The 25,984-nt window shown below is 49.1% G+C and carries 24 protein-coding genes and 2 tRNA genes; 23 read left to right on the forward strand and 3 right to left on the reverse strand.

Features of this window, described 5'->3' with window-relative positions:
• Positions 1–92: 92 nt before the first annotated feature.
• The 7 genes from LIZ87_RS14750 to LIZ87_RS14780 all read left to right on the forward strand — a co-directional run bounded on the left by LIZ87_RS14750 (position 93) and on the right by LIZ87_RS14780 (position 6,849).
• Positions 93–1,244 (forward strand): AAA family ATPase, encoded by a 1,152-nt coding sequence (locus LIZ87_RS14750; RefSeq protein WP_008396556.1) that lies wholly within the window; start codon positions 93–95, stop codon positions 1,242–1,244.
• Positions 1,245–1,403: 159 nt separating this feature from the next.
• Complete coding sequence (locus LIZ87_RS14755; protein ID WP_227148124.1) at positions 1,404–2,507, forward strand: DNA repair protein Rad50; 1,104 nt, start codon at positions 1,404–1,406, stop codon at positions 2,505–2,507.
• The gene (locus LIZ87_RS14760) at positions 2,497–3,006 is read left to right on the forward strand and encodes a hypothetical protein (protein ID WP_227148126.1); all 510 of its coding nucleotides are present in this window, start codon (positions 2,497–2,499) and stop codon (positions 3,004–3,006) included. Before LIZ87_RS14755 ends, LIZ87_RS14760 begins: the two co-directional genes overlap by 11 nt.
• A 560-nt stretch (positions 3,007–3,566) precedes the next feature.
• The gene (locus LIZ87_RS14765; RefSeq protein ID WP_002576364.1) at positions 3,567–3,989 is read left to right on the forward strand and encodes a type II toxin-antitoxin system PemK/MazF family toxin; all 423 of its coding nucleotides are present in this window, start codon (positions 3,567–3,569) and stop codon (positions 3,987–3,989) included.
• On the forward strand, positions 3,982–4,212 hold the full coding sequence (locus LIZ87_RS14770; protein WP_002576363.1) for a hypothetical protein: 231 nt from the start codon (positions 3,982–3,984) through the stop codon (positions 4,210–4,212). Before LIZ87_RS14765 ends, LIZ87_RS14770 begins: the two co-directional genes overlap by 8 nt.
• Before the next feature lie 71 nt (positions 4,213–4,283).
• Positions 4,284–5,492, forward strand: a complete 1,209-nt coding sequence (locus tag LIZ87_RS14775) for a tyrosine-type recombinase/integrase (protein WP_227148128.1) — start codon at positions 4,284–4,286, stop codon at positions 5,490–5,492.
• 145 nt (positions 5,493–5,637) lie between these two features.
• The gene (locus LIZ87_RS14780) at positions 5,638–6,849 is read left to right on the forward strand and encodes a tyrosine-type recombinase/integrase (RefSeq protein WP_227148130.1); all 1,212 of its coding nucleotides are present in this window, start codon (positions 5,638–5,640) and stop codon (positions 6,847–6,849) included.
• A 337-nt stretch (positions 6,850–7,186) separates the two neighbouring features.
• Here LIZ87_RS14780 and ymfI read toward each other — a convergent pair whose 3' ends face one another.
• On the reverse strand, positions 7,187–7,918 hold the full coding sequence (gene ymfI / locus LIZ87_RS14785; RefSeq protein WP_227148132.1) for an elongation factor P 5-aminopentanone reductase: 732 nt from the start codon (positions 7,916–7,918) through the stop codon (positions 7,187–7,189).
• A 189-nt stretch (positions 7,919–8,107) separates the two neighbouring features.
• On the opposite strand from ymfI, the gene trxB reads away from it, so the two are divergent.
• Both trxB and LIZ87_RS14795 read left to right on the forward strand, forming a co-directional pair.
• Positions 8,108–9,031 carry a thioredoxin-disulfide reductase gene (gene trxB / locus LIZ87_RS14790; protein WP_227148134.1) on the forward strand — a complete coding sequence of 308 codons (924 nt, stop codon included), beginning with the start codon at positions 8,108–8,110 and terminating at the stop codon, positions 9,029–9,031.
• A 16-nt stretch (positions 9,032–9,047) separates the two neighbouring features.
• Positions 9,048–10,610 carry a C40 family peptidase gene (locus LIZ87_RS14795; protein WP_227148136.1) on the forward strand — a complete coding sequence of 521 codons (1,563 nt, stop codon included), beginning with the start codon at positions 9,048–9,050 and terminating at the stop codon, positions 10,608–10,610.
• 105 nt (positions 10,611–10,715) lie between these two features.
• Here the strand turns inward: LIZ87_RS14795 and hpf are convergent, their stop codons facing one another.
• Positions 10,716–11,246, reverse strand: coding sequence for a ribosome hibernation-promoting factor, HPF/YfiA family (hpf, locus tag LIZ87_RS14800; RefSeq protein ID WP_178317376.1), 531 nt, complete (start codon positions 11,244–11,246; stop codon positions 10,716–10,718).
• Between the two features lie 680 nt (positions 11,247–11,926).
• On the opposite strand from hpf, the gene secA reads away from it, so the two are divergent.
• From secA to LIZ87_RS14820, 4 genes are all read left to right on the forward strand, one after another.
• The gene (secA, locus tag LIZ87_RS14805) at positions 11,927–14,500 is read left to right on the forward strand and encodes a preprotein translocase subunit SecA (protein WP_178317375.1); all 2,574 of its coding nucleotides are present in this window, start codon (positions 11,927–11,929) and stop codon (positions 14,498–14,500) included.
• Between the two features lie 45 nt (positions 14,501–14,545).
• Positions 14,546–15,683 (forward strand): peptide chain release factor 2 gene (gene prfB / locus LIZ87_RS14810; RefSeq protein WP_178317374.1). Its coding sequence is split into 2 segments (ribosomal slippage): positions 14,546–14,620 and positions 14,622–15,683, totalling 1,137 coding nucleotides; the frame shifts between segments, so codons are not numbered across the junction.
• Between the two features lie 166 nt (positions 15,684–15,849).
• The gene (locus tag LIZ87_RS14815; protein WP_178317373.1) at positions 15,850–16,293 is read left to right on the forward strand and encodes an ACT domain-containing protein; all 444 of its coding nucleotides are present in this window, start codon (positions 15,850–15,852) and stop codon (positions 16,291–16,293) included.
• Between the two features lie 59 nt (positions 16,294–16,352).
• On the forward strand, positions 16,353–17,594 hold the full coding sequence (locus tag LIZ87_RS14820) for a homoserine dehydrogenase (RefSeq protein WP_178317372.1): 1,242 nt from the start codon (positions 16,353–16,355) through the stop codon (positions 17,592–17,594).
• Positions 17,595–17,740: 146 nt separating this feature from the next.
• Here the strand turns inward: LIZ87_RS14820 and LIZ87_RS14825 are convergent, their stop codons facing one another.
• Positions 17,741–18,193, reverse strand: coding sequence for a DUF4190 domain-containing protein (locus LIZ87_RS14825; protein WP_227148138.1), 453 nt, complete (start codon positions 18,191–18,193; stop codon positions 17,741–17,743).
• 165 nt (positions 18,194–18,358) lie between these two features.
• Here LIZ87_RS14825 and LIZ87_RS14830 point away from each other — a divergent pair, with 165 nt between their 5' ends.
• The 10 genes from LIZ87_RS14830 (at position 18,359) to LIZ87_RS14875 (ending at position 25,874) form a co-directional block, all read left to right on the forward strand.
• The gene (locus LIZ87_RS14830; protein WP_227148141.1) at positions 18,359–20,515 is read left to right on the forward strand and encodes a Tex family protein; all 2,157 of its coding nucleotides are present in this window, start codon (positions 18,359–18,361) and stop codon (positions 20,513–20,515) included.
• Positions 20,505–20,933: a tRNA (adenosine(37)-N6)-threonylcarbamoyltransferase complex ATPase subunit type 1 TsaE gene (gene tsaE, locus LIZ87_RS14835; RefSeq protein WP_178316898.1), complete on the forward strand. Its 429-nt coding sequence runs from the start codon at positions 20,505–20,507 to the stop codon at positions 20,931–20,933. The genes LIZ87_RS14830 and tsaE overlap by 11 nt, the downstream gene beginning before the upstream one ends.
• Positions 20,930–21,715 carry a tRNA (adenosine(37)-N6)-threonylcarbamoyltransferase complex dimerization subunit type 1 TsaB gene (tsaB, locus tag LIZ87_RS14840; protein WP_227148143.1) on the forward strand — a complete coding sequence of 262 codons (786 nt, stop codon included), beginning with the start codon at positions 20,930–20,932 and terminating at the stop codon, positions 21,713–21,715. Before tsaE ends, tsaB begins: the two co-directional genes overlap by 4 nt.
• A gap of 57 nt (positions 21,716–21,772) precedes the next feature.
• Entirely contained in the window at positions 21,773–22,222 is a 450-nt protein-coding gene (gene rimI, locus LIZ87_RS14845) for a ribosomal protein S18-alanine N-acetyltransferase (RefSeq protein ID WP_178315174.1), read from the forward strand.
• 155 nt (positions 22,223–22,377) lie between these two features.
• Positions 22,378–22,620 (forward strand): hypothetical protein, encoded by a 243-nt coding sequence (locus tag LIZ87_RS14850; protein ID WP_178315176.1) that lies wholly within the window; start codon positions 22,378–22,380, stop codon positions 22,618–22,620.
• Between the two features lie 113 nt (positions 22,621–22,733).
• Positions 22,734–23,645, forward strand: a complete 912-nt coding sequence (locus LIZ87_RS14855; RefSeq protein WP_178315178.1) for a ribonuclease Z — start codon at positions 22,734–22,736, stop codon at positions 23,643–23,645.
• Positions 23,646–23,665: 20 nt separating this feature from the next.
• Positions 23,666–24,697: a tRNA (adenosine(37)-N6)-threonylcarbamoyltransferase complex transferase subunit TsaD gene (tsaD, locus tag LIZ87_RS14860; RefSeq protein WP_178315180.1), complete on the forward strand. Its 1,032-nt coding sequence runs from the start codon at positions 23,666–23,668 to the stop codon at positions 24,695–24,697.
• A 13-nt stretch (positions 24,698–24,710) separates the two neighbouring features.
• Positions 24,711–25,445, forward strand: a complete 735-nt coding sequence (gene ispD / locus LIZ87_RS14865; protein ID WP_178315182.1) for a 2-C-methyl-D-erythritol 4-phosphate cytidylyltransferase — start codon at positions 24,711–24,713, stop codon at positions 25,443–25,445.
• Between the two features lie 195 nt (positions 25,446–25,640).
• Positions 25,641–25,726: transfer RNA gene (locus LIZ87_RS14870), tRNA-Ser, on the forward strand.
• 59 nt (positions 25,727–25,785) lie between these two features.
• Positions 25,786–25,874 (forward strand) — tRNA-Ser (locus tag LIZ87_RS14875).
• Positions 25,875–25,984: the final 110 nt, after the last annotated feature.

Genomic DNA, 25,984 nt, shown 5'->3' on the forward strand with positions numbered 1-25,984 from the left:
CGGAAAATACGTTGATATTTTCTGATTTGCGGCGTATAATAAGATTATAAGAAAATAAAAACGAAAAAACTGTTTTTAGAGGAGGACTACCTATGAAAATACTCCGCATCACCGCACAAGGACTCCCATTATTCAAAAAAGACTTGGATATTTGCTTTTATACGCAGCAACGTGTTTGCGAAGAGGACAAAGATAGTCTTTACCGTTTGACGGATAACTACTATCTCCACTCTGCCTGTGCTTTCATTGGAATTAACGCATCTGGCAAGACCTCGGTATTAAAGGTCATTAGCTTGGCCTTAAATATTGTGAAAAATGAGCCCATCAATCATGTGGAGGCAAAAAGCATTCTTGGCGGAGCGAAGAATGTTACAATCCGCACATATTTTTATGATAAGCGTAGCTACGTCTGCTGCTTGGAAACTGTAATTGCGGCAAAGAAGTCGAAAACAGGGGAATATGTGTATTCGATTCTGTCTGAAAGCCTTTGGGAAAAACCGATTGCAACCGTTAAGTCGAAAAAGTATCTGACAGATTTTACAGGAATGAAGCCTGTAGAGCAGCGCAATAGCGATGAAGCATACCTTTCTGATGATGTCAGCTTTGTCATTGCACATAATAAAAAAGCGAATGATACAGTGGAAATATTCAGCCTGCTTTCCTATACGAATGTGAATGTGCTTCCATTTACCGAAGATATTCCATTGGAGGTAATTGCATTTCTCGATCCGACCATTGAGAAATTGTGTTTTGAACAGACAGAGGGAAAAACATTTATCCACTTGAAGTTTAAGGATGAAGAAGAGATTATCCTGAATAATGCGGCAGACCTTGAGCAGTATCTGTCCTCTGGTACGATTAAGGGTATTATTACATTCTCGATGGTAAAGGAAGTTCTTCATTCAGGTGGTTATCTTCTGGTAGATGAAATAGAGAATCATTTCAACAAGGAAATTGTAACGACCTTAGTGCGCTTCTTTATGGACAGCCGACTGAACAAAAATGGCGGAACGCTTATTTTCACTACGCATTATCCGGAACTGCTGGACGAATATGACCGAAATGACGGAATTTGTATCGTTAGAAACCGTAATGGCATTACAGCAGAAAATCTGAGCTATATATTGAAACGTAATGATATTAAAAAGAGTGATGCTTACCAGAGCGGCTTCCTTGAGGGAACAACGCCAGCATATGAAGCGTATATGCGCTTGAAGAAAAGCCTGGCTGCTTCAATCAATTAAGGAGGCAGCAGAATGGAGTTAGAACTAACAGTATGAGGAACAATATACTGCATGAATGTAAATATTGCTTGGATATGTGGACTATTGTCCTTGAAATGCTCCTTTAAATATGATATCATTAGTTCGCACAAGGCGAAATAATGAAATGGAGGATCTGACATGATTGTTTTAGACCTTGAGTTAAAGGAAATCTATGGATTTAATGATTTTCATATCAATTTCAGTTATCCCAAAAAGATTGTCAATTCGATTATCGATCAGGAACATCTGAAGGGAAGAGAGAGATTTCGCTATAAGAAGGCTGTAATTCTTATGGGTGCAAATGCTACCGGAAAGACCAGCCTTGGAAAGGCTTTGCTTTGTATTTTTGGATATATGACTGATGGAAATCCAACACCGCTGTATGAGATGGTTGCAGGCGATAAAGGATACTTCAGTATTGATTTTGTGAATGGTGATTATCGCCTGCAGCGGTTGTCAGCTCAGATTGATGCATCTAATCAGGAGATTGACATTCAGTATCAGACCGCAGACATTGATACGATGGATTCGTATGAAAAATGTGTAAAGAAACTGAAAGATCAAACGATAGAGGCGACCAGAACTACTACAGCACTTAAGAAGCTGGTAGGTGCTGTTCGATATCGTTTTGCATATCCTGAAATAGAAAAATCTTTGAAACTTACAGGTGCGAATAAAAGCATCTTATTGAAGACGCTGCGTGCTGTTATCGGAACGCTTGATCCTACATTACAGGACGTTAGTTTATCAAGAGATTTAAAGGATACCTTTATTATTCGGCGCGGTGGAACGGAAATCATCATACAGGAAGGTAAACTGCTGAATCGGGAGATACTGTCCAGTGGTACAGCAGAAGGAATAGATGTCGCAATGTTCCTTGCTGCAATGGCGACAAAAGAAAGCAGTTTCTATTATTGTGATGAACATTTTTCTTATATTCAGAGCGATATAGAAAAACGGATTTTCGGTATTATGCTGGATCGTATCGGAGACGATGAACAGTTGATTTTTACAACGCATAATACAGATATGCTGGATTTGAACCTGCCGAAGCATAGCTATGTGTTTTTGCGTAAGCATCTGGAGGAAGGCATATATCAGGTTTCTGCTGTTTCTGCATCGGATGTACTGAAACGAAATACAGACTCTTTACGCTGTGCGGTTGAGAATGATGTGTTTGCCTCGCTTCCGCAGGATTCGCTTTTGGACGAGTTGGAAATGGGGTGGGAAGATGAACAATAAGTGCATCTATTATGTAGAGGGCCCCTGTGAACAACAACTGATCGCGGCCTTAAAAGAAGCACCGGAAAGATTGATTCCAGGGAAGATAAAGGTCTTCAATGTGGTGCAGAATTTGATTCCCAAGTCACAGATGCTGTCTATTCAGGCGGGAACGACTGTCGTTTTGGTATTTGATACCGATGTACCACAGACATCAAACCTAAAAAAGAACTTGGAACTTCTCACCCGGTATTGCGGAAAGCTGAGAATCATTTTTCTTCCACAAGTTCTGAATTTGGAGGATGAGTTAGTTCGGTGTACAGATGTGCGAACTGCGATGGAACTGACCAAAAGTGGAAGCGTTAAAAATTTCAAGACGGACTTTTGTAAGATGAAAACAAAAGATTGTCGTTCCATGCTTGAGCGTCATAAGCTGGATTATGCACGTTTGTGGATGACAAAAACGCCTGAAGCATTTAATTTTGTGGAGAATAATAGTTTTCAAATTAAAACATTATAATCTTTGATGCCTCGTTGGGAAACCAACGGGGTATTTTTTTGCCCTAAGCTGGTTGTATAGAACACTGAAAAATCAAAACGAACCGTATGTAGTCCTGCAAGGACAACCAAAGTGCGCCTACGAGGCCAACGCGAAACCGGAGGATTCTTGTTAAACTTACTTTGTAAGGACGAAAGTCCGGATGTCCCTTGAAAACTGCATACTCATTCTTCAGGTACATTCCTGTTTGGTCGAGCCTTCGACTGCACGCCATGAAGCCCATCGGGGCGATAGCGGTTTCGCAGAAGCAAATGCCGGATTGCAACCGGCGGCGGTGTTAAAGCCAGACAGGGACAATGATACTTCCGTAATTCGCGGTCCGGCCATAAGGAAGGCGGGATGGTTAAATTCCAATGGAGCAGTGAAGCACACTGCCGCCTGTGAGAAATCCTACATCTCTGGGGTGATAAGAAAAAGTACAGAGAAACCATATTTTCAGAAAGCGCTGCCGGGTGCTGTATCAGCATGATACCTGGCAGGCTTTATCCATATCAGTGTATGGAGATTGGAGACAACAGCATATGAAAGAAAACTGGGTTTATCGGCGAGGTGATTTATATCTCGCCAATCTCGGTGTTCCGGTCGGATCAAAGCAGGGCGGTGTTCGTCCTGTTGTGGTTCTTCAGAATGATGTCGGCAATTATTATGCGCCGACGATCACGATTGCTCCGCTGACATCGAAAATTGAGAAGAAGCGAAAACAGCCAACGCATTTCTTTCTCCGTAAAGCAAAGGGACTGGCAAAACCGTCTATGGTATTGGCAGAACAGCTCGACACCTGCGACAAGATATGCGTGATTCGCTATCTTGGGCGGGTAAGTAAGGGGCAGATGCGTGGGATTGATGAAGCTGTAAGGATTCAACTTGGATATTACATTCCGGAACAAGCAGAGAAAAAAAGGCAGGGCAAATGCCGAAAGGATGGCGAAGAAGGCGATGGATAAACTGATTACAAGGAAAGAAGCAGCCAGTATACTGGGAATCAGCGTAAAAACACTGGATGCTGCAAGAACAGACGGTTTGATCTCCTATGTTCAGTATGTGGAAAACGGCTGCGTTTATTTCACGGAAGTGGGGATTCAGGAGTACATTGCAAAATGTACGCACCGTGCAAAACCGATGGAACGTGCTGCGACATATCGCAAACCTCGAAGCTTTCGGCGGTGAAAATCGACATCGTTGAGTATGGAAGATGAATCCGCAATAATGAAAGCATCAACAGGATTGGAGGTAATGATATGGCGGCAAGAAGAATGATGCTTCCCGATTATGGTACGGTGAGTATGAAGGGAACGCAATATTATCGAACCCGTGTAACAGATCAGCAGGGACGGCGGGTTTCCTTATATGCAAGAACGAGAGAGGAACTGTACCAGAAGGAACAGGAAGCGATCCAGCAGATTGAGAACAAGACGTATCGCCGCAGTACACCTACAGTGGAGGAGTATTGCGAGAAATGGCTGCTGATGCAGTCGGCACAGATTAGGATGACAACGCTGATTGACTATACATCGAAAGTGAAGAACTACATCATCAAGCCATTGGGCGATATTCATATGGGAGATGTAACAGCAGATGACATTCGCCTGGCACTGTTGGCGGCATCGAAAAAGTCGGCATCCGTGTACAAATCAGTGAACGTTCTATATAAGTGTATTTTCACGGCAGCAATGGAGAGTAAGATCATTGATGAGAATCCGACCATCTATCTGAAGAAGAATGTGGGCGGGATTCCCCAGAAGGACCGCCTCCCGCTTACGGATGAGCAGGTGGATAAGCTGCTGGATGCCATTTACGGCTTACCGCCGTATGTGTTCGTGATGCTGGGGCTGTACGCAGGATTGCGGAGAGAAGAAATCCTCGGACTTCAATGGGATTCGGTGTATCTTGATTGCGAGGCTCCGTACCTTACCGTTCGGAGAGCCTGGCATACGGAGCATAATCGTCCGGTGATTCTGACAGAGCTGAAAACAAAGGCAGCGCATCGGAATGTCCCTCTGCCGGACAATCTTCTGGAATGTCTGAAAGAGGCGAAGAAGACATCGACATCGGATTTTGTGGTTGCAAACCGGGATGGAGACCCGTTGTCCTATACGCAGTTCAAGAGATTATGGCAGTATATCGTAACTCGTACCACCAAGGAACGCTGCTATTACCGCTATGAAGATGGCAAGAGGGTGAAGCATACGGTGAAGCCGGTTCTGGGGCAAAAGGCAGCACACAATGGAAATGTGGTTTACAGTCTGGACTTTGAGGTGACTCCGCATCAGCTGCGGCACACCTACATTACGAATCTGATTCATGCTTCGGTTGATCCGAAGACGGTTCAGTATCTTGCCGGTCATGAAAGCAGCAAGATCACCATGGATATTTACGCCAAGGTGAAATATAATCGCCCAGAGCAGCTCGCAGGAGTGCTGGAAGATGCTTTTGCATCGTGGGATTAAGAGTAAATCAGAAAGAAATTAGGGCAGGGATGGTCAAAAATCCCTGCCTTTTTACATACATTCGACATCCTTGAAGGAAGTGCTGTACGCCATGATAATAAAAGTGACAACACGCAATGTATGAAGATAGATAGGAGGAGAACACATGGCTAAAGGGAAAAAGCGTCCTGCTGAACTTCCGGAATACGGAACAGTGATGATGAAAGGGGTACAGTATTACCGCACCCGGATTACAGATGCAGACGGAAAGAGAGTGGCGATTTACGGGATGACACGCGAAGAATTGTATGACCGGGTGGAAGATGCCCAGAAGAAAATCGCGGAAGTGGTTTTCCATAGAGAGAATCCGACCGTGGAAGAGTACTGTGAAAAATGGTTGCTGATGCGGTCTGGAACGGTAAGAACTAATACGTTGGAAGGATACGCACGGATGGTGAATCGGTACATCGTGGGTCCGATTGGACAGATGTATATGGACGAGGTGACCACAGATGACCTGCGGCTGCTGATGGTTCCGTTATCAAAAGGTTCTTCCGGAATGTATGGTCAGCTCAATATGCTGATTAAGAACATTTTTAATTCAGCAGAAGAGAGCAAGGTGATTAAAGAGAATCCATCCAAAACGATTTGCGCAAGAGGCGGAAAGCCAGCGAAACGGCGCGAGGCTTTGACGGATGAACAGACTGCCATTTTGCTGGATAGCATTCGTGAGCTTCCACCGTATGTCTTCGTGATGATCGGTTTGTACGCGGGATTGCGTAGAGAAGAGATCCTTGGATTAAAATGGGACTGCGTATTCCTGGATGAAAAAACGCCGTACATTTCGGTAAGGCGTGCATGGCATGTGGAAGGCGGTGAGCCGGTAGTCAACACGCTATTGAAGACACCGGCAGCAAAACGAGATGTTCCGATTCCAAAATGCCTGGTAGCCTGTCTCAAGGAAGAAAGGGAAAAATCAGAATCGGAATATGTGATCTCGAATTCGAAGGGAACTGTTTTGACGGAAACACAGTTTGTGAGAGTCTGGAAGTACATAACAGTCCGTTCTACTGCAGAACGCTGTTATTACACTTATGTAAATGGACAGTCCATCAAGCATAGAATAAAGCCAAGGCTTGGTGAGCATCAGCCGAATAATCCCAAACTGGTGTATACGATGGACTTCAAGGTGACTCCGCACATGCTGCGGCACACCTACATCACCAATCTGATTTACAAAGGTGTTGATCCTAAGACGGTGCAGTATCTGGCAGGCCATGAGAACAGCAAAACGACTATGGACATCTATGCGAAAGTCAAGTATAATAAACCTGAGGAATTAAGCAGCGTTGTGAATGCTGCATTCGGGCTGCGTTAAACTGCACCAAAAATTTCGCGATTTCGTGGGTTTACCTATGGGTTTACTGAGAGAGGAAAGCCCGAAAAACCGCATGAATACTGGTCTTTTTGGATCAAGGTCAGGTGAGTACGGCTTAAAGGCTGCACGTCGTGCTCCACAGTTCAGCAAGAGATAATAAATGCTGCTTGCAGGCATTGCTATCTGATGGACGAGGAAGCCTGCTTCCGAGTTTGGCAAGAGACCATTGGTTCTCGGCAAACAGAATATGGTTATCAAAAAGCCCATGGATTTGCGTCCAATGGGCTTTTTTGTGTGTGCCCGGTGGGCGCACGCTTTCTTGTAGGCTTCTCTTTCTCTATATCCATCCCCCATCCATCCCGATCACCTGGCCTGTAAGGTAAGACTCCTTATAGCCCAGATGGTATACGAAGTCAGCCACCTCCTCGGCCCGTCCCAGCCTTCCGGCGGGGATCTCCTCCACCAGGGAGATGAGCTCGTCCTCCTCCAGCCACTGGTTCATCTCCGTGTCAATGGCGCCGCAGGCCACGGCATTGACCTGGATGCCTGAGGGGGCAAGTTCCTTTGCAAGAGCTTTTGTGAGGGCATTGATACCGCCTTTGGTGGCAGAGTAGGCAGCTTCGCAGGAAGCTCCCACAACGCCCCAGACAGAGGAAATATTGATGATCTTGCCCTGCTTCTGCTGGACCATGTAGGGAATGGCCAGCTTGCAGCAGTTGAAAACAGAGGTCAGGTTCACATGGAGCATCCGCTCCCAGTCCTCCGATGACATATCCTGTAAAAGGCCGATGTAGGAGATACCGGCATTGTTCACCAGCACATCTACGCCGCCGAATTGTTTTCTGATCCTTTCAAACAGCTCTTCACAGCATGTCATATCTCCCATATCACCCAGATAAGCCAGACAGGGAACCTGAAAGGACTCGATCTCCTTTTTGGTCTGAAGAAGCCTGTCCTCGCTGCGGATGCAGCTGATGGCTACATTATACCCCTTTTTGGCGAATTTCACTGCAATGGCTTTTCCGATCCCACGGGATGCTCCGGTTACAAGTACGGTCTTTCTTGACATGTATAGCACTTCCTTTCTGTGTGATGTTATGATGCTTCTATGGGATGTCTATATTCTAGCACAGCCGGACAGAGAATTGTAAGAAAATAAATTGTAATATAAGAATCAATTGTGATATAATGATTACAATTCGTTTAAAATATGTTATGAAAAGCTTAAACGTAGAATCTCACAGAAAGTTGGATAAATATGACCCATATATACGATTTGATTATTATTGGTTCCGGCCCTGCCGGCCTTTCCGCAGCTATTTATGCCCAGCGCGCCCGTCTGGATACCCTTGTGATCGAAAAAGCCATGGTGAGCGGCGGCCAGGTCCTGACTACCTATGAGGTGGATAACTACCCGGGCCTTCCGGGAATCGGTGGATATGACCTGGGACTGAAGCTTCGGGAGCATGCTGATAAGCTGGGAGCCCGGTTTGCAGAGGATGAAGTGCAGTCTGTGGAGGACAAAGGTCCTGGTCAGACAAAGGTGGTCCATGGCTTTGGGGGAACCTATGAAGCCAAAGCCCTGATACTGGCAACAGGAGCCATCCACAGAAAGCTGGGGATTCCAGGTGAAGAGACTTTGGCCGGAGCCGGCGTTTCTTACTGCGCCACCTGTGACGGAGCCTTTTTCCGCAACAAGGTGACAGCTGTGATTGGCGGAGGAGATGTGGCTGTGGAGGATGCGATCTTTTTAGCCCGCATGTGCAGCAAGGTCTATGTCATCCACCGCAGAGATGAGCTGAGGGCAGCAAAGAGCCTTCAGGAAAGCCTGTTTGCTCTGGACAACGTGGAGATCGTCTGGGATACGGTAGCCGATGCTGTCTGCGGCGAGGGAATGGTAAACGGCCTGGAGGTTACCAATGTAAAAACAGGAGAAAAGAGAAAACTGGAAGTACAGGGCGTCTTTATTGCAGTGGGCATTTCCCCGGAGAGCAAGCCCTTTGAAGGCCTTGCAGAGATGGAGCACGGATATATCAAGGCAGGAGAAGACGGAGTTACCTCAGCTGAAGGCATTTTTGCAGCAGGTGATGTGAGGACGAAGCAGCTGCGTCAGATCATTACAGCAGCAGCGGACGGAGCCAATGCAGTCACCAGTGCAGAGCGCTTCCTGAGCAGAGGCTAGGAGGGACCAGATTCGGATGAACAATTGGCAAAAAATACTGATGCTGGGCGCAATGTGCAGCTGCGCCTGGTCTATACCGGCAGCAGCATCTACCAATCTGGAAACAGGATCCTCCCTGGCAGGTATTTCCGTGGCGCTGAACAATTATTATGCAGGGACTACGGAACCGGAACAGAAGCTGGCAGATTCTTATCGGGATATGGAAAACCAGGCTGCGGCTTCCGGCAGCAGCGGTGGTGCGGCTGCCGGAAGCGGACAGTCTGCCGGTGGCCGGAGCGGAGAGAACAGCCAGGGCGCGGGAAACAGCGCACAGGCTGCCCAGGGTGGTTCCGGCGGCGGACAGGCCGTAGCACAGAAGCCCAAGACATCGGCCTATGACAATATTGCTGTGTCAAAGGTGAGCGGATCCGTCAATATCCGTACCGAGGCAAACACGAACAGCAATGTCACAGGCAAGATATACAATGACTGCGCAGCCACCATCCTTGACACGGTGGAGGGCGAAGGCGGAAAGTGGTATAAGATACAGTCCGGCTCTGTTACCGGCTACATAAAGGCAGAATACTTTGTCACAGGCGAAAAGGCAGAGGCAAAAGCAAAGAAAGTGGGTACGACCTACGGAACGGTTGTGGATACGCCCAGCCTGCGGCTGAGAGAGAATCCGGACCTCACCAGCAAGACACTGACCCTGTTAGCCGAGGGCGCCCATTATACGGTGCTGGAGGAGCAGGGGGACTTCCTGAAGGTGGCAGTGGATACAGACCTGGAAGGCTATGTATTCAAGGACTATATGAAGACCAATGTGGAGTTCAAAAAGGCCGTTTCCCTGGAAGAGGAGCAGGCAAAGGAAGCTGCAGATGCCAAGCGCAAGGAAGAAGCAGAAAAGGCCCTGAAGGAGCTGGAGGAGGCAAAGAAGGCTCAGGCAGCCAAGAAGACTACGGCAGCCACCACAGCTGCAGAGAAAAAGACAGAGGCAGCTACCACAGCATCCACAAAGGCGGCCAATACGGAAGCAGTGATCCAGACCATCGCTGCAAATCCGGAAAACGGAAACAGCGCTACAGTGGCAGCTCCCCAGACAGAGGGGGCGACAGAAAAGCCAACAGAGAAGCCGACAGAAAAGGAAACCGTGCAGATCACAGAAAAACCGACAGAGAACAATTCCAAGGGTCCCGGCAGCCCGGATTCCGGCTCCGGCAATTCCTCTGAGGTCACAGCAGCCACCAGAAATGCCATTGTGGCTTATGCAAAGCAGTTCCTGGGCAATCCCTATGTCTATGGCGGGACGAGCCTTACAAATGGCGCAGACTGCTCCGGCTTTGTTATGAGCGTATACTCACACTTTGGGATCAGTACAGGACGAAGCTCCAGAGACCAGGCAGCCAAAGGAAAGGCCATCCCTGTCAGCGATGTGAAGCCGGGAGACCTGCTGTTCTACGCAAGCGGCAACTATATCAACCACGTGGGCATTTATATCGGCGGCGGACAGATCATTCATGCCAGCACGCCGGCAACAGGCATCTGCTATGCTCCGTCTAATTACAGGACACCGTGTAAGGCAGTGACCTTCCTGGATTGACCATAATGGCCTTACGGGCAGCAGAACCTGTTAAATCCATGAAAAGCATCAAAAGCATCAAAAAGCCTGCAGCCGATTCCGGCTGCAGGCTTGTCTTATCTTTTATTAAAATTCCGGTTCGATCAGTCCGTAAGTGCCATTCTTGCGCTTATAAACCACATTGACCTGATCTGTCTCCGAGTTGAGGAATACGTAGAAATTGTGTCCCAGCATCTCCATCTGGAGGCAGGCTTCCTCAGGGATCGTTGGCTTGATTGCGAATTTCTTTGTTTTTACGATCTGGATCTCATCATCCTGCACCTCATCCTCTTCCTCGATAAAAGCCTGGGAGAAGGAGATGGCAGCTTGCTTCTTGTCGATCAATTTTTTTCTATATCTGCGGATCTGGCGTTCAATGACCTCCTCTACCAGATCAATGGATACATACATATCGGTGCTGGACTCCTCAGCACGAATGGTATTGCCCTTGACAGGAATTGTTACCTCGATCTTCTGCCTGTCCTTCTGGGCGCTCATAGCTACAATTACTTCGGTTTCGGGAGTGAAGAAATGTTCCAGCTTGCCGATCTTCTTTTCAACGGCTGCTCTTAAACCTGGAGTTACCTCGATGTTTCGTCCTGTGATAGTATAACGCATATAATCAACTCCTTTTCTTGAGATGAGCTTATTATACCATATTTATTGTAAAATTACAACGAAAACAAGAAAATTGCCAAACAATTTATATTAATTTTTTATAAAAAATTGCCATTATATATACATATTTGAGAGTGACTGTTAATAATATCTTTTAGGAAATGTCAAGAGAAATTCCTGTTTTTTCTTCCGTAATTCCAAAGTTTATCAGAAATTCACAAAAATAAAATTTTTGTCAGGAAGGGGAGAAGTTTTATGTAAAAGACTTATAAACTTGTGGATAATGTGGATAAATCGGTGTATAACTAAAAATTGCCGTAAAATGGACAAACTTGGATGTGGATAACTTTGTGGGCAATGTGTATAAACCTCTGTGGATAATGTGGATGTGTAAAAAATCGAACACATTTTTTGTGCAACCTGCTTAGTTGACAATAAGTGTGGACAAAATGTTAATTTTTTATTAACTCGTTGAATTAATGACCTTCAAGTGCTACAATAAATAAGATTGTACCATGTTTTTTCAGACATAGTACCCATCGGCGGCGCTGAAAAAATGGCGGCAGGATAAGAAGAATAGACTGGAACCGGCAGACAGATAATAAAAGCAAAGGCTGCCTGGAGAGCACCGGCGGAAATGTGATTTTATTTATATAAGGAAGAAGTTAGGAGAGTATACCATGAACGTATTTGAAAAAGTGTTCGGGACTCACAGCGAAAGAGAACTGAAGATGATACGGCCGATCGTGGCAAAGATCGAGAGCCTGCGGGATGAGATGTCGGCTAAATCAGATGAAGAGCTGCGCGACCAGACCAGGATTTTTAAGGAAAGACTGGCAAATGGTGAGACTCTGGACGATATATTGCCGGAGGCATTTGCCACTGTACGTGAGGCAGCCAAGAGAACACTGAACATGGAGCATTTCCCAGTACAGCTGATCGGCGGCATTGTGCTCCACCAGGGCCGTATTGCAGAGATGCGTACAGGTGAAGGTAAGACACTGGTCTCCACCTGTCCGGCTTATCTGAATGCCCTTCGCGGAAAAGGCGTGCAGATCGTTACAGTCAATGACTATCTGGCAAAGCGTGATGCTGAGTGGATGGGACAGGTACACCGCTTCCTGGGACTGACAGTAGGCGTTGTATTAAATGAGATGACAAGCGAGCAGCGCAAGGAGGCATATGCCTGTGATATTACCTATGTTACCAACAATGAGCTGGGCTTTGACTACCTGCGTGACAATATGGCGATCTATAAGGAGCAGCTGGTGCTCCGTGATCTTGATTACTGCATCATCGATGAGGTGGACTCTGTCCTGATCGATGAGGCCAGAACGCCTCTGATCATTTCCGGTCAGAGCGGAAAGTCAACAAAGCTTTATGAGGTCTGCGATATCCTGGCGCGTCAGCTGGAGCGCGGTACGGTCTCAAAGGAATTTTCCAAGATCGATGCCATTATGGGTGAGGAGATCGAGGAGACCGGGGACTTCGTTGTTGATGAAAAGGATAAGGTTGTAAACCTGACAGAGCAGGGTGTAAAGAAGGTGGAGGAATTCTTCCACATCGAGAACCTGGCAGACCCGGAGAACCTGGAGATCCAGCACAACATCATCCTGGCCTTAAGAGCCAATAACCTGATGTTCAGGGATAAGGACTATGTGGTAAAGGATGACGAGGTCCTGATCGTAGACGAGTTTACAGGACGTATCATGCCGGGACGCCGTTATTCCGACGGCCTTCACCAGGCCATTGAGGCAAAGGAGCATGTAAATGTGCGCCGTGAGAGCCGCACCCTTGCGACCATCACCTTCCAGAATTTCTTCAACAAGTTCAACAAGAAGGCTGGTATGACAGGTACTGCTCTGACAGAGGAGAAGGAGTTCCGCAACATTTACGGAATGGATGTTATTGCCATCCCGACCAACCGTCCAATGATCCGTAAGGATCTGGAGGATGCTGTATACAAGACAAAGAAGGAAAAATTCAAAGCTGTTGTAGATGAGGTGGAGAGAGCCCATGAAAAGGGACAGCCGGTGCTGGTAGGCACCATTGCCATCGAGACCTCAGAGCTTTTAAGCAAGATGCTCACAAGGAGAGGCATCCAGCACAAGGTGTTGAATGCGAAGTTCCATGAGCTGGAGGCTGAGATCGTTGCAGATGCAGGTATCCACGGCTCTGTCACCATTGCCACCAACATGGCTGGACGTGGTACAGATATCAAGCTGGACGCAGAGTCTAAGGAACTGGGCGGCTTAAAGATCATCGGCACAGAGCGCCATGAGTCCCGCCGTATTGATAACCAGCTGCGCGGACGTTCCGGACGTCAGGGAGATCCCGGTGAGTCCCGCTTCTATCTGTCCTTAGAGGACGACCTGTTAAGGCTCTTTGGCTCAGATCGGCTGATGTCCATGTTTGAGGCTATGGGCGTGCCGGAGGGCGAGCAGATCGAGCACAAGATGCTGACAAATGCCATCGAGAAGGCCCAGATGAAGATCGAAGGCAACAACTACGGCATCCGTGAGCAGCTGCTGAAATTTGACGAAGTGAATAACGAACAGCGTGAGGTCATTTACGCAGAGCGCCGCAAGGTACTGGATGGCGACAACATGCGTGACCTGGTGCTGAAGATGATCACGGATATTGTGGAAAATGCAGTGGATATGTCCATTTCCGATGACCAGACTGCGGACAAGTGGGAATTAAAGGAGCTTAACAGCCTGCTGCTTCCGATCATCCCCTTAAAGCCGATCGTCCTGACAGATGAGCAGAAGAAGTCCATGAAGAAGAACGAACTGAAGCACAATCTGAAGGAAGAGGCTATTAAGCTTTACGAGACAAAGGAGGCAGAGTTCCCTGAGACAGAGCAGATCCGTGAGATCGAGCGCGTTGTCCTTCTGAAGGTCATTGACAATAAATGGATGGCTCATCTGGATGATATGGATGCCCTGAGAGAGAGCATCGGACTCCAGGCCTATGGCCAGAAGGATCCGGTGGTAGAGTACAAGATGCAGGGCTATGACATGTACGAGGCCATGATGGCATCCATCCAGGAGGAGACCGTACGTATCCTCTTCCACATCCGCGTAGAGCAGAAGGTAGAGCGTGAGCCGGCGGCAAAGGTGACAGGCACCAACAAGGATACCTCCCTTGCCAGCGCTCCGAAGAAGCGTGTGGAACAGAAGATCTATCCGAATGATCCATGCCCCTGCGGTTCCGGCAAGAAATACAAGCAGTGCTGTGGAAGAATCAAATAAATGACGCCGGAGAATAAAAATATAAAAAAGAAAGCGGGTGAAGCTGTGGTTGAGTTAGATAATTTCAAATATACGTTATCAACGTATGACAAACCATTAGTGGAAGTGAGGGATTCACTTTGACCTGGATAACAAGGTCAGACGAATCGATGAGTTAGATAAATCCATGGAGGAGCCGGGCTTCTGGGACAATCCTGAGACCTCCACCAAGCTGGTGCGGGAGGCAAAGCATCTGAAGGACGAGGTGGAGACCTACAGGGAGCTGGAGCAGGAGTACGAGGATATTCAGGTGATGATCCAGATGGGCTATGAGGAAAATGATCCCTCATTGATCCCTGAGATCCAGGAAATGCTGGATCATTTTACAGAGACCTTAGATAAAATGCGCATGAAGCTCCTTTTGTCAGGAGAGTACGATGGCTATGATGCCATTTTGAGGCTGAATGCAGGCGCAGGAGGCACAGAGTCCTGCGACTGGTGCAGCATGCTCTACCGGATGTACTGCCGCTGGGCGGAGAAAAAGGGCTTCAAGACAGAGGTGCTGGACTATCTGGATGGAGACGAGGCAGGCATCAAATCCGTGACTGTACAGATCAGTGGGGACAATGCCTACGGCTATCTGCGCTCAGAGCACGGCGTACACCGCCTTGTGCGCATTTCGCCCTTTAATGCCGCGGGAAAGCGTCAGACATCCTTTGTGTCCTGCGACATCATGCCGGATATTAAGGAGGATATTGACATTGAGATCAATCCGGATGATATCCGCATTGATACCTACCGTTCCAGCGGTGCAGGCGGTCAGCACATCAACAAGACCTCCTCTGCCATCCGCATCACTCATTATCCCACTGGAATTGTGGTAACCTGCCAGAATGAGCGTTCCCAGTTCCAGAATAAGGATAAGGCTATGCAGATGCTGAAAGCAAAGCTCTACATGTTGAAGCAGGAGGAGCAGGCAGCCAAGGCAGCCGGCATCCGCGGCGATGTCAAGGACAATGGCTGGGGAAGCCAGATCCGCTCCTATGTGCTGCAGCCCTACACCATGGCAAAGGATCTTCGCACCGGCGAGGAGACAGGCAATGTAGATGCAGTGCTGGACGGAGCACTGGATCCCTTTATGAGCGCCTACCTGCGCTGGATGAGCCTGGGCTGTCCGGACAGGAATGCGCGGGCGGAGGATTAAAGAAATATATTACAATATACGAAGAAGGGCGCTGCTGTCTGGCAGCGTCCTTTTCTATGTTTTATGTAAAAAACAGTTGCATTTACCCGGAAAATGTGCTAATATCTTCCACATGACTACATATGTTTTTCCAATACGGACAAACATTGGGCGAAAGGACAGTGGCATGGAGGATAAGAGCAAGTATTTTGTGGTAAAGCAGAAGGCGGTTCCTGAGGTGCTTTTAAAGGTGGTGGAGGCGAAAAAACTGCTGGAGACAGAACGGGCCATCACTGTTCAGGAAGCAGCAGACAAGGTGGGGATCAGCCGCAGTTCGTTTTATAAATATAAAGATGACATTTTCCCCTTCTATGACAATACAAAGGGCAAGACCATCACTCTGGTGGTGCAGATGGATGATGAGCAGGGGCTTTTAAGTGATCTTCTCCATGTGGTGGCTGTGTACAGGGCGAATATCCTCACGATCCACCAGAGCATTCCGGTCAACGGCGTAGCGACGCTGACATTGAGTGTGGAGGTCAGGGAGAATACGGGAAATGTCTCCAGCATGATCGAAGAACTGGAGGTGCTGGAGGGCATCCATTATGTGAAGATACTGGCCAGGGAGTGATCATTCGCCAGCCAGAGGAATGAAGGCAAAGAAAGGTAACAGACAGGGAGCAGAGGACTATGATTAAGACAGCAGTTATGGGATATGGAACCATCGGTTCCGGCGTAGTGGAGATTTTGGAGCAGAATAAGGATGTGATCGCAAAGCGGGCAGGACAGGAGGTAGAGCTGAAGTATGTTCTGGACCTGCGCGAGTTCCCGGACAGTCCGGTGGCGGACAAGATCATCCACGATTTTAAGACCATTGAGACAGACGAAGAGGTGAAGATCGTGGTGGAGGCCATGGGCGGCTTGAACCCGGCCTACCCCTTTGTGAAGGCTTGTCTCTTAGGAGGAAAGCATGTAGTGACCTCCAACAAGGCGCTGGTGGCTGCCTACGGTACGGAGCTGCTTGAGATCGCACGTGAGAAAAAGGTGAATTTCTTCTTTGAAGCCAGCGTGGGAGGCGGCATTCCGATCATCCGCCCGCTGTACCGCTGCCTGATGGGAGAGCGGATCGAGGAAATCTCCGGTATCCTAAACGGTACGACCAACTATATTCTCACAAAGATGGATAAGGAAGGAGAATCCTTTGAAAATGCCTTAAAGGAGGCGCAGAACCTGGGCTATGCAGAGCGTAATCCGGAGGCGGACGTAGAGGGCCACGACACCTGCCGCAAGATCGCCATCCTCACAGCAATGGCTACCGGAAAGGAAGTCAATTATGAGGACATCTATACTGAGGGTATCACAAAGATCACAGACATTGATTTTAAATATGCAGAGAAAATGGGTGCTTCCGTGAAGCTTCTGGGAACCAGCCGCATGAAGGACGGCAGGGTGAATGCCTATGTGGCTCCTGTCATGCTGGATAAGACGAATCCCCTGTATGCTGTGAATGACGTGTTTAACGGCATTATGGTGAAGGGCAATATGCTGGGCACTTCCATGTTTTATGGAAGCGGAGCAGGAAAGCTTCCAACAGCCAGTGCAGTGGTTGCTGATATCATTGAGGCGGCCCAGAATCTGGAGGATCATGTGGAAATTGGCTGGACAGAGGAAAAGCAGGCCATTGAACCAATGGACCAGGCTTCCTTCCGCTATTTTGTCCGCATTGCAGGCTCCTACCGCAACAAAGAGCAGGATGTGAAGAGTCTTTTCGGTAAGGTAGAGGTGTATGAGCTTTACGGCATGGATGAATTTGCGATCCTCACTCAGGAAATGAAGGAAGGGGAGTTCAAAGCTGCAGCGATTGCCTTTGATACAAAGGAGCAGGCACAGTCTGATTTTGGGATCAAGCAGATGATACGTGCAATGCTGTAAGAAATCAAAAGAAAAACGGTCGATGATACAGATAATGCGGCAGAATGTGCAGGACACATATTCTGCCGCATTTGCAGTGTGCAAGGTTTGCTGGGCTAGGGCCCGGTAAAGTATTCTGCAAATAACAGGGAGCCCCCTGCCGTAGACTAGATGCGGAAAAACAGAGCCGCTGCCGAGCCGCCTGGAGCGAGTGAAGGCTGCTGTTCATTGAGCTGCTCCTGGAACTGCTGCTGCAGCCGGTTCAAGAGCTCATTGATCTGTGGTCCCATGACCGGATCCTTCAGCGCATCATAATAATTGATCAGCGCATAGAAAAAGAAAAAGGTCAGACCAATTGCAATGCAGCCAAACACGATCCCCGCAATGGCTCTGCCGCGGAAGGCCTTTTTGGGCCGCTCATCCGCCCTGCGTGACATCACTGCCAGCAAAATGCCCATAACGCCGCAGATCAGGCCAGTAGGATAATTGCCGCCGCTCATAAGGGAGATCGGAAGATAAAAAAAGCTGCAGATCACCCCTGCAAGACCGCAGATAAGGGCACAGGTAGCCAGACGGTCGGCGGAGGTGGAGATTTTCTTTTTATTGTTGGAATTCATCATTCTGATAATCAATGCCTTTCTTTTGCTGCTTCCACATTTTCGTTTCTGTCCCGCTTATTTTATCACGAAATATCCCTACTGTCCAGATGCAGAACTTGCATAAGGCCATTGAATGAACTATAATAAAAAGACTGAACAAGAATAAACAACAGGTGAGGATTTTTCATGGATATTATTAAGACACTGGCGGAGGAACTGGGAATTGGCCGCCATCAGGCTGGGGCCGCTGTAAAATTGATCGATGAGGGAAATACCATCCCTTTTATTGCCAGATACAGAAAGGAAGCCACCGGTTCCTTAAATGACGAGGTACTGCGCGGTCTGGATGAGAGGCTGAAGTACCTGCGGAATCTGGAGGAGCGGAAGGAACAGGTCATTGCGTCTGTCAGAGAGCAGGAGAAGCTGACGCCGGAGCTGGAAAAGCAGATACGGGAGGCAAAGACTCTTGTGGCTGTAGAGGACCTTTACAGGCCTTATAAGCCAAAACGCCGCACCAGGGCTATGATTGCTAAGGAAAAGGGCTTGGAGCCCTTAGCGGACCTTATAAGCCTTCAGATGATAAAAGAACCCCTTGAGAAGGCGGCAGAAAGCTTCCTTTCCCAGGATAAGGGTGTTGGGACGGTGGCAGAGGCCATCCAGGGGGCCATGGACATTCTGGCAGAGCGCATTTCCGACAATGCAGAATACCGTACCTATATCAGAAATACTACGGTGAACAAGGGCCTTCTCCAGTCCTCGGCAAAGGATGGGACAGTGAAGTCTGTCTATGAGATGTATTACAACTATGAGGAGCCGGTGAAAAAGGCGGCGGGCCACAGGATACTTGCCTTAAACAGGGGAGAGAACGAGAAGATCCTGACAGTTAAGATCGCTGCACCGGAGGAGCAGATATTCCAGTACCTTGAAAAAAAGACCATTTTGCGGGACAACCCCTACACCACGCCCGTGCTGAAAGAGACGGTAAAGGACAGCTACGGACGGCTCATCGGACCGGCCATTGAGCGTGAGATCAGAAATGAGCTGACCGAGAAGGCGGAGGAGGGAGCAATAAAGGTCTTTGGAAAGAATTTAGAGCAGCTTCTCATGCAGCCTCCCATTGTGGGCCGTGTGGTCCTGGGCTGGGATCCGGCCTTCCGCACAGGCTGCAAGCTGGCTGTGGTGGACAGCACGGGCAAGGTCCTGGATACAGTGGTGATCTATCCCACAGCTCCCCAGAATAAGGTGGCAGAGTCTAAGAAGATCCTGAAGGACATGATAGGCAAGTACGGCATTTCCCTGATCTCTGTGGGAAATGGCACCGCCTCCAGGGAATCGGAGCAGATCATTGTGGAGCTTTTAAAGGAGATCAAGGAGCCGGTACAGTACGTGATCGTGAACGAGGCCGGGGCCTCTGTCTATTCCGCCAGCAAGCTGGCAACAGAGGAATTTCCGTCCTTTGACGTGGGCCAGAGGAGCGCGGTGTCCATTGCAAGGCGGCTGCAGGATCCTCTGTCAGAACTGGTAAAGATCGATCCCAAATCCATCGGTGTGGGCCAGTACCAGCACGATATGAACCAGAAGCATTTGGGCGAAGCCCTGGAGGGCGTGGTGGAGGACTGTGTGAACAAGGTGGGCGTGGACTTAAATACAGCCTCCGCATCCCTTCTGGAGTACGTATCCGGCATCAACAAGACCCTGGCAAAGAACATTGTGGCCTACCGTGAGGAAAACGGGGCCTTTCATAACAGAAAGCAGCTTTTAAAGGTGGCAAAGCTGGGGCCGAAGGCATTTGAACAGTGCGCAGGCTTTATGAGGATCTCCGGCGGGGAGAACCCCTTAGACGGGACAAGCGTCCATCCTGAAAGCTATGAGGCGGCAGGAAAGCTTCTGGAACGTCTGGGATATGCAACCTCAGAGCTGGCCCAGGGCGGCCTCAAGGGGATCAGCCGGAAGATAAAGGACTATAAGCGGATGGCAGAGGAGATCGGCGTGGGTGAGATCACCCTGCGTGACATTGCCGGGGAGCTGGAAAAGCCTGCCAGGGATCCGAGAGATGAGATGCCCAGGCCCATTCTGCGCAGTGATATCCTGGAAATGAAGGACCTAAAGCCGGGCATGGTATTAAAGGGAACCGTGCGCAATGTCATCGACTTCGGGGCATTTGTGGATATCGGCGTCCATCAGGACGGGCTGGTCCACATTTCCCAGATGACAGACCGCTATATCAAGCATCCTCTGGAGGCTGTGAGCGTAGGGGATGTGGTGCAGGTGAAGATACTCAGCGTAGATCTGGAAAAGAAACGGATCTCGCTTACCATGAAAGGGGTAAATGATGGTAATTGAGACAACAAAGCCGGAAGAGACATTTGAACTGGGCAGAAAAATGGGACTTCAGGCAGTGCCCGGCCAGATCATCTGCCTGGAAGGGGATCTGGGAGTGGGAAAGACGGTGTTCACCCAGGGGTTTGCCAAGGGCTTAGGCATTACTGGGCCTGTGAACAGTCCTACCTTTACCATCCTTCAGCAGTACGAGGAGGGCCGCCTGCCCCTTTACCATTTTGATGTATACCGCATCGGCGATATCAGTGAGATGGATGAGATCGGATATGAGGACTGCTTTTTTGGCGAGGGCGTGACGCTGATCGAATGGCCCCAGCTCATAGAGGAGATCCTGCCGGAGCATGTCACAAGGGTCTTGATCGAAAAAGACCTGGAAAAGGGCTTTGACTACAGGCGTATCTGTGTGGAGGAGAGAATATGAGGATTTTAGGAATAGAGAGCTCGTCCCTTGTGGCCAGCGTGGCTCTGGTGACAGACGACATTGTGACAGCAGAATATACGGTGGATTTTAAGAAGACCCATTCCCAGACGCTGCTGCCGATGCTGGATGAGATCGCAAAGCTTTTGGATCTGGATTTAAATACCATTGACGCCATCGCCACAGCAGGGGGGCCTGGCTCCTTTACAGGCCTGCGCATTGGGGCTGCTACGGCAAAGGGGCTGGGGCTGGCTTTAAAAAAGCCGCTGATCCATGTGCCCACAGTGGATGCCATGGCATATAATCTATGGGGGGCCTCCGGGCTCATATGCCCTATTATGGATGCCAGGAGAAGCCAGGTGTATACGGGACTGTACCATCTGGAAAAGGGCTTGGAGATCGTGATGGAGCAGTGCCCCATGGATATGAGGGAGCTGGCCGGGCAGCTTAATGAACGGGGAGAGGCAGTGATCTTCTTGGGAGACGGAGTGCCCGTATATAAGGAGATCATCAGGAAGGAAGTAAAGGTTCCCTGCCGTTTTGCGCCTGCCCATATGAACCGGCAGAGGGCTTCCAGTGTGGCTGCCTTGGGAATGCTTGCTTTTGAGGCCTGGCAGAACGGAGCACAAGGCGGGGAAAATGCCGGAAGCGGATATAAAGGTGCATTTGTGACGGACGCCGGAGATTTTAATCCGGATTATCTGCGCAAGTCCCAGGCAGAGCGCCAGAGGGAGGCCGAACTGTCGCCGGAGGGTGCTGCGGGAAAGCTTCCCGGAGATTATTGATCCGGAATATCACTGTCAAGTCCCTGGTATCAGAAGCAGAGGGAGGAGCATGAGAGTATGGAACATTTTACAGGGATACGCCTTATGGAGGGCCGGGATGTCAAACCGGTGGCAGACCTGGAGAAGGCCTGTTTTTCCGAAGCATGGTCGGAGAATCTGATAAGCTCAGGCCTGGGAAGCCGCCTGGATACCTATTTTGTCTATGAGGCTTCAGGCGAGGTCAAGGGGTATGCGGTGCTGCGCATCCTGGGAGATGAGGGAGAGCTGCAGCGGATCGCAGTATCTCCGGACATGAGACGGCAGGGGATCGCCAGGAAACTGATGGATGCCATGACAGCACTTTCCAGGAGAAGATGCGTGACAGCCATTGCCCTGGAGGTGCGGGAGAGCAACGTAGGAGCAAGAAACCTTTATGAATCCTATGGTTTCAAGCAGGAGGCAGTCCGCAAGGGGTATTACCATAATCCTGTGGAGGATGCCGTCATCATGTGGAAACGCAGGATATGAAACAATTTCCACTTAAATTATGAATAATTTGTGTATATAATGGGGAGGAACCGGACATTCCTCCCCATTTCTCTTTATAGGGGCAGGGCCTTGCAAATGCAGCCAGGCGGGAGGGGTGGCGAGATACTAGGAGAGAGAAAGGCGAGGGATAAATTATGAAAAAATACAATAAGAACGGACAGGTGGAAGCGGTCATCTGCAATTGCTGCGGGAAAAGGCTGGTAGTAGATAAGGGGATCGTGCGCGAGGGGGTGATCGGTATTGACCATGCATGGGATTATTTTTCGGAGAAGGATGGACAGATCCATCATTTTGACCTGTGTGAGGAATGCTATGATGAGCTTGTAGGAGGCTTTAAGATCCCTGTGGATATCGAGGAACAGGTAGAGCTGCTGTAATCCGCTGCCGCGAGGGTTGCATACCCCGCTGCTTGCCGCGGGGTTGTTGACTATTAGGAGGGAAGTGTGATATGATTTTGTGAGTTAAAGATGGAAAAGATGAGGAATAAGATATGTTGGATATATGTTTGCTGGGCACCGGAGGGATGATGCCCCTTCCCTACAGATGGCTCACCTCCATGATGGCCAGGTGCGGCGGAAGCAATCTTTTGATCGACTGCGGTGAAGGCACCCAGATCGCCCTGAAGGAAAAGGGCTGGAGCCCAAAGCCCATTGATGTGATCTGTTTTACCCATTATCATGCAGATCATATCAGCGGACTTCCCGGCCTGCTGCTCACAATGGGAAATGCCGAGCGGACCGAGCCTCTCACCCTGATCGGGCCAAAGGGCTTAGAGCGGGTGGTAGGAGCCCTGCGCATGATCGCACCGGAACTGCCCTTTGAGCTTCAGTTTATCGAGCTTGCGGAAAACAGGGAGACCATAGAAATGGAGCCCTACATCATTGACGCTTACAGGGTAAACCATAACGTGCTCTGCTATGGTTATTCAGTCAGAATACCGAGAAAAGGCAAATTTGATGTGGAACGGGCCAGGGCAAGTGAGATACCGCAGAGGTTCTGGAGCAGGCTCCAGAAAGGGGAGGAGATCGAACACGAGGGGCGCCTCCTCACGCCTGATATGGTGCTGGGACCGGACAGAAGAGGACTCAAGGTAACCTACTGTACAGATACAAGGCCCCTTCCTGTGATCGCCGAGTATGCAGAGGGTGCGGACCTGTTCATCTGTGAGGGGATGTACGGCGAAAAGGAGAAGGCGGCAAAGGCCAGGGAGTACAAGCATATGACATTTTATGAGGCTGCGGCCCTGGCAAAGGAGGCACAGCCAAAGCAGATGTGGCTGACACACTACAGTCCGTCCCTAAACAGACCGGAGGATTATATGGACGAGGTCCGCAAGATCTTCCCAAGGGCAAAGGCAGCCAGGGATGGCTGGACGGCGGAGCTGGAATTTGATGAAGATTGATAAGTATGGGAGACAGGATCATGAGTGAAAATACATCCGATGTTTTAATATTGGCAATTGAAAGCTCCTGCGACGAGACGGCTGCTTCTGTTGTGAAGAACGGGAGGACCGTTCTTTCCAATGTTATTTCCTCACAGATCGCAACGCACACAGTCTACGGAGGCGTGGTACCGGAGATTGCCTCCAGAGAGCATGTGAAGGCCATTAATTATGTGATCGAGAGGGCGTTGGCAGAGGCCCAGGTGAGCTTAGAGGATATTACGGCTGTGGGCGTGACCTATGGCCCGGGACTGGTAGGAGCCCTTTTGGTGGGAGTGGCAGAGGCCAAGGCGATCGCCTATGCGGCGAAAAAGCCTCTGATCGGCGTTCACCATATTGAAGGCCATGTTTCTGCTAACTTCATCGAAAATCCGGATCTGGAGCCTCCCTTTGTATGCCTCATCGTATCGGGAGGCCATACTCATCTCGTGATCGTGAAGGATTATGGAGAGTTTGAGATCATTGGCCGCACCAGGGATGATGCCGCAGGAGAGGCATTTGACAAGGTGGCAAGAGCAGTAGGGCTGGGATATCCGGGGGGCCCCAAGGTGGACAAGGCTGCCAGGGACGGCAATCCCCATGCAATCGAATTTCCCAGGGGCAAGGTAGAAGGATCCCCCTATGATTTCAGCTTCAGCGGCCTCAAGTCAGCAGTGCTCAACTACATTAATCATAAAAAGATGACAGGAGAAGAGATCAATGTTCCTGATCTGGTTGCCTCCTTCCAGAATTCTGTTGTGGATTCACTGGTAAGCAGGGCGATCCTGGCTGCAAAGGAATATGGCTACAAAAAGCTTGCCATTGCAGGAGGCGTGGCCTCCAATTCGGCCTTGAGGGCGGCCATGAAAGAGAGCTGCGAAAAGAATGGCATCCAGTTCTACTATCCGTCTCCCATTTTCTGTACAGATAATGCAGCTATGATCGGGGCAGCCGCCTACTATGAATACAGGAAGGGAAACCTTGCAGGCTGGGATCTGAATGCAGTTCCCAGTTTGAAGCTGGGAGAGCGTTAAGGGGAAGTTACAGATGAAAAAATATTGCACAGCAGTTGTTCTGGCAGCAGGAAAGGGAAGCCGTATGGGCGGCCCCATTGCAAAGCAATACCTGGAGATCGGAGGGAAGCCGGTGGCAGTCCATGCCCTGGAGGCCTTCCAGAAGTCGGCTCTGATCGATGAGATCATCCTGATGACCGATGAGGCACATGTGGAGTACTGCACAGATGAATTTGTGAAAAAATACAGACTGACTAAGGTGTCCTCGGTGAAAGCGGGGGGAAAAGAACGCTATGAGAGCGTATGGAAAGCCCTCTGTACCCTTATGGAGGAGGACTCCGGCTTTGGCTGCAAAAAAGAGCGTCAGGAGGGCTATGTGTTCATCCACGACGGAGCCCGTCCTTTTGTGAGCGGAGAAATGATAGAAAGGGCCTATGAGGCTGTAGAAAAATATGGTGCATGTGTTGTGGGAATGCCGGTGAAGGATACCATTAAGCTGGTGGATGAGGAAGGCTGCATTACAGGAAGCCCGGATAGAAGGCTTTTATGGCAGGCACAGACCCCCCAGGTGTTTTCTGTACCCTTGATTGTGGAGGCCTTCAAACGGCAGCTGCTGCAGGACTGCAGCAAGGTGACAGACGATGCCATGGTGGCAGAGCAGCAGATGGGGATCAAGGTCCACATGGTGGAGGGCGGCTATGAAAATATAAAAATCACAACGCCGGAGGATCTGTACATTGCGGAGGCTTTCTTGAAGAAAAAGGGCTGAGAGGGGTATCGATAGACCTTGTTTGCAACGAGAAAAAAGTTTGAAAAAACTGTTGACATATGTCGAAAGATATGATAGTATAAACAAGTTGCCGCTGGAGACAACGGTACAAAAAAAGGTCAAAACGGCCTGGAAAAATCTTAAAAAAGTACTTGACAAATTTGCAAAGTTTCTGTAAAATAGAAAAGCACGTTTGGAGAGGTATCGAAGTGGTCATAACGAGGCGGTCTTGAAAACCGTTTGTCCGCAAGGGCGCATGGGTTCGAATCCCATCCTCTCCGTTGCAGACATTTTTAGGACATGCCTGTACACAAATAAATATGAAATCAGATTCAACCAAGCAGAAGTACCCAAGTGGTTGAAGGGGCTCCCCTGGAAAGGGAGTAGGTCGTTAGTAGCGGCGCGAGGGTTCAAATCCCTCCTTCTGCGTTAACGTTGAGTGCTTAGCAAAGCCTTTTGCGGGTTTGGCTAAGGACGCTTCGTTGTTCCTTGAAAATTGAAGATTAAACAGTATGTAAAACCCTGAAAATTCTAAAAAA

It is taken from the genome of Lacrimispora sp. 210928-DFI.3.58, from assembly GCF_020554865.1.
In the GTDB taxonomy this organism is placed as follows: domain Bacteria; phylum Bacillota; class Clostridia; order Lachnospirales; family Lachnospiraceae; genus Enterocloster.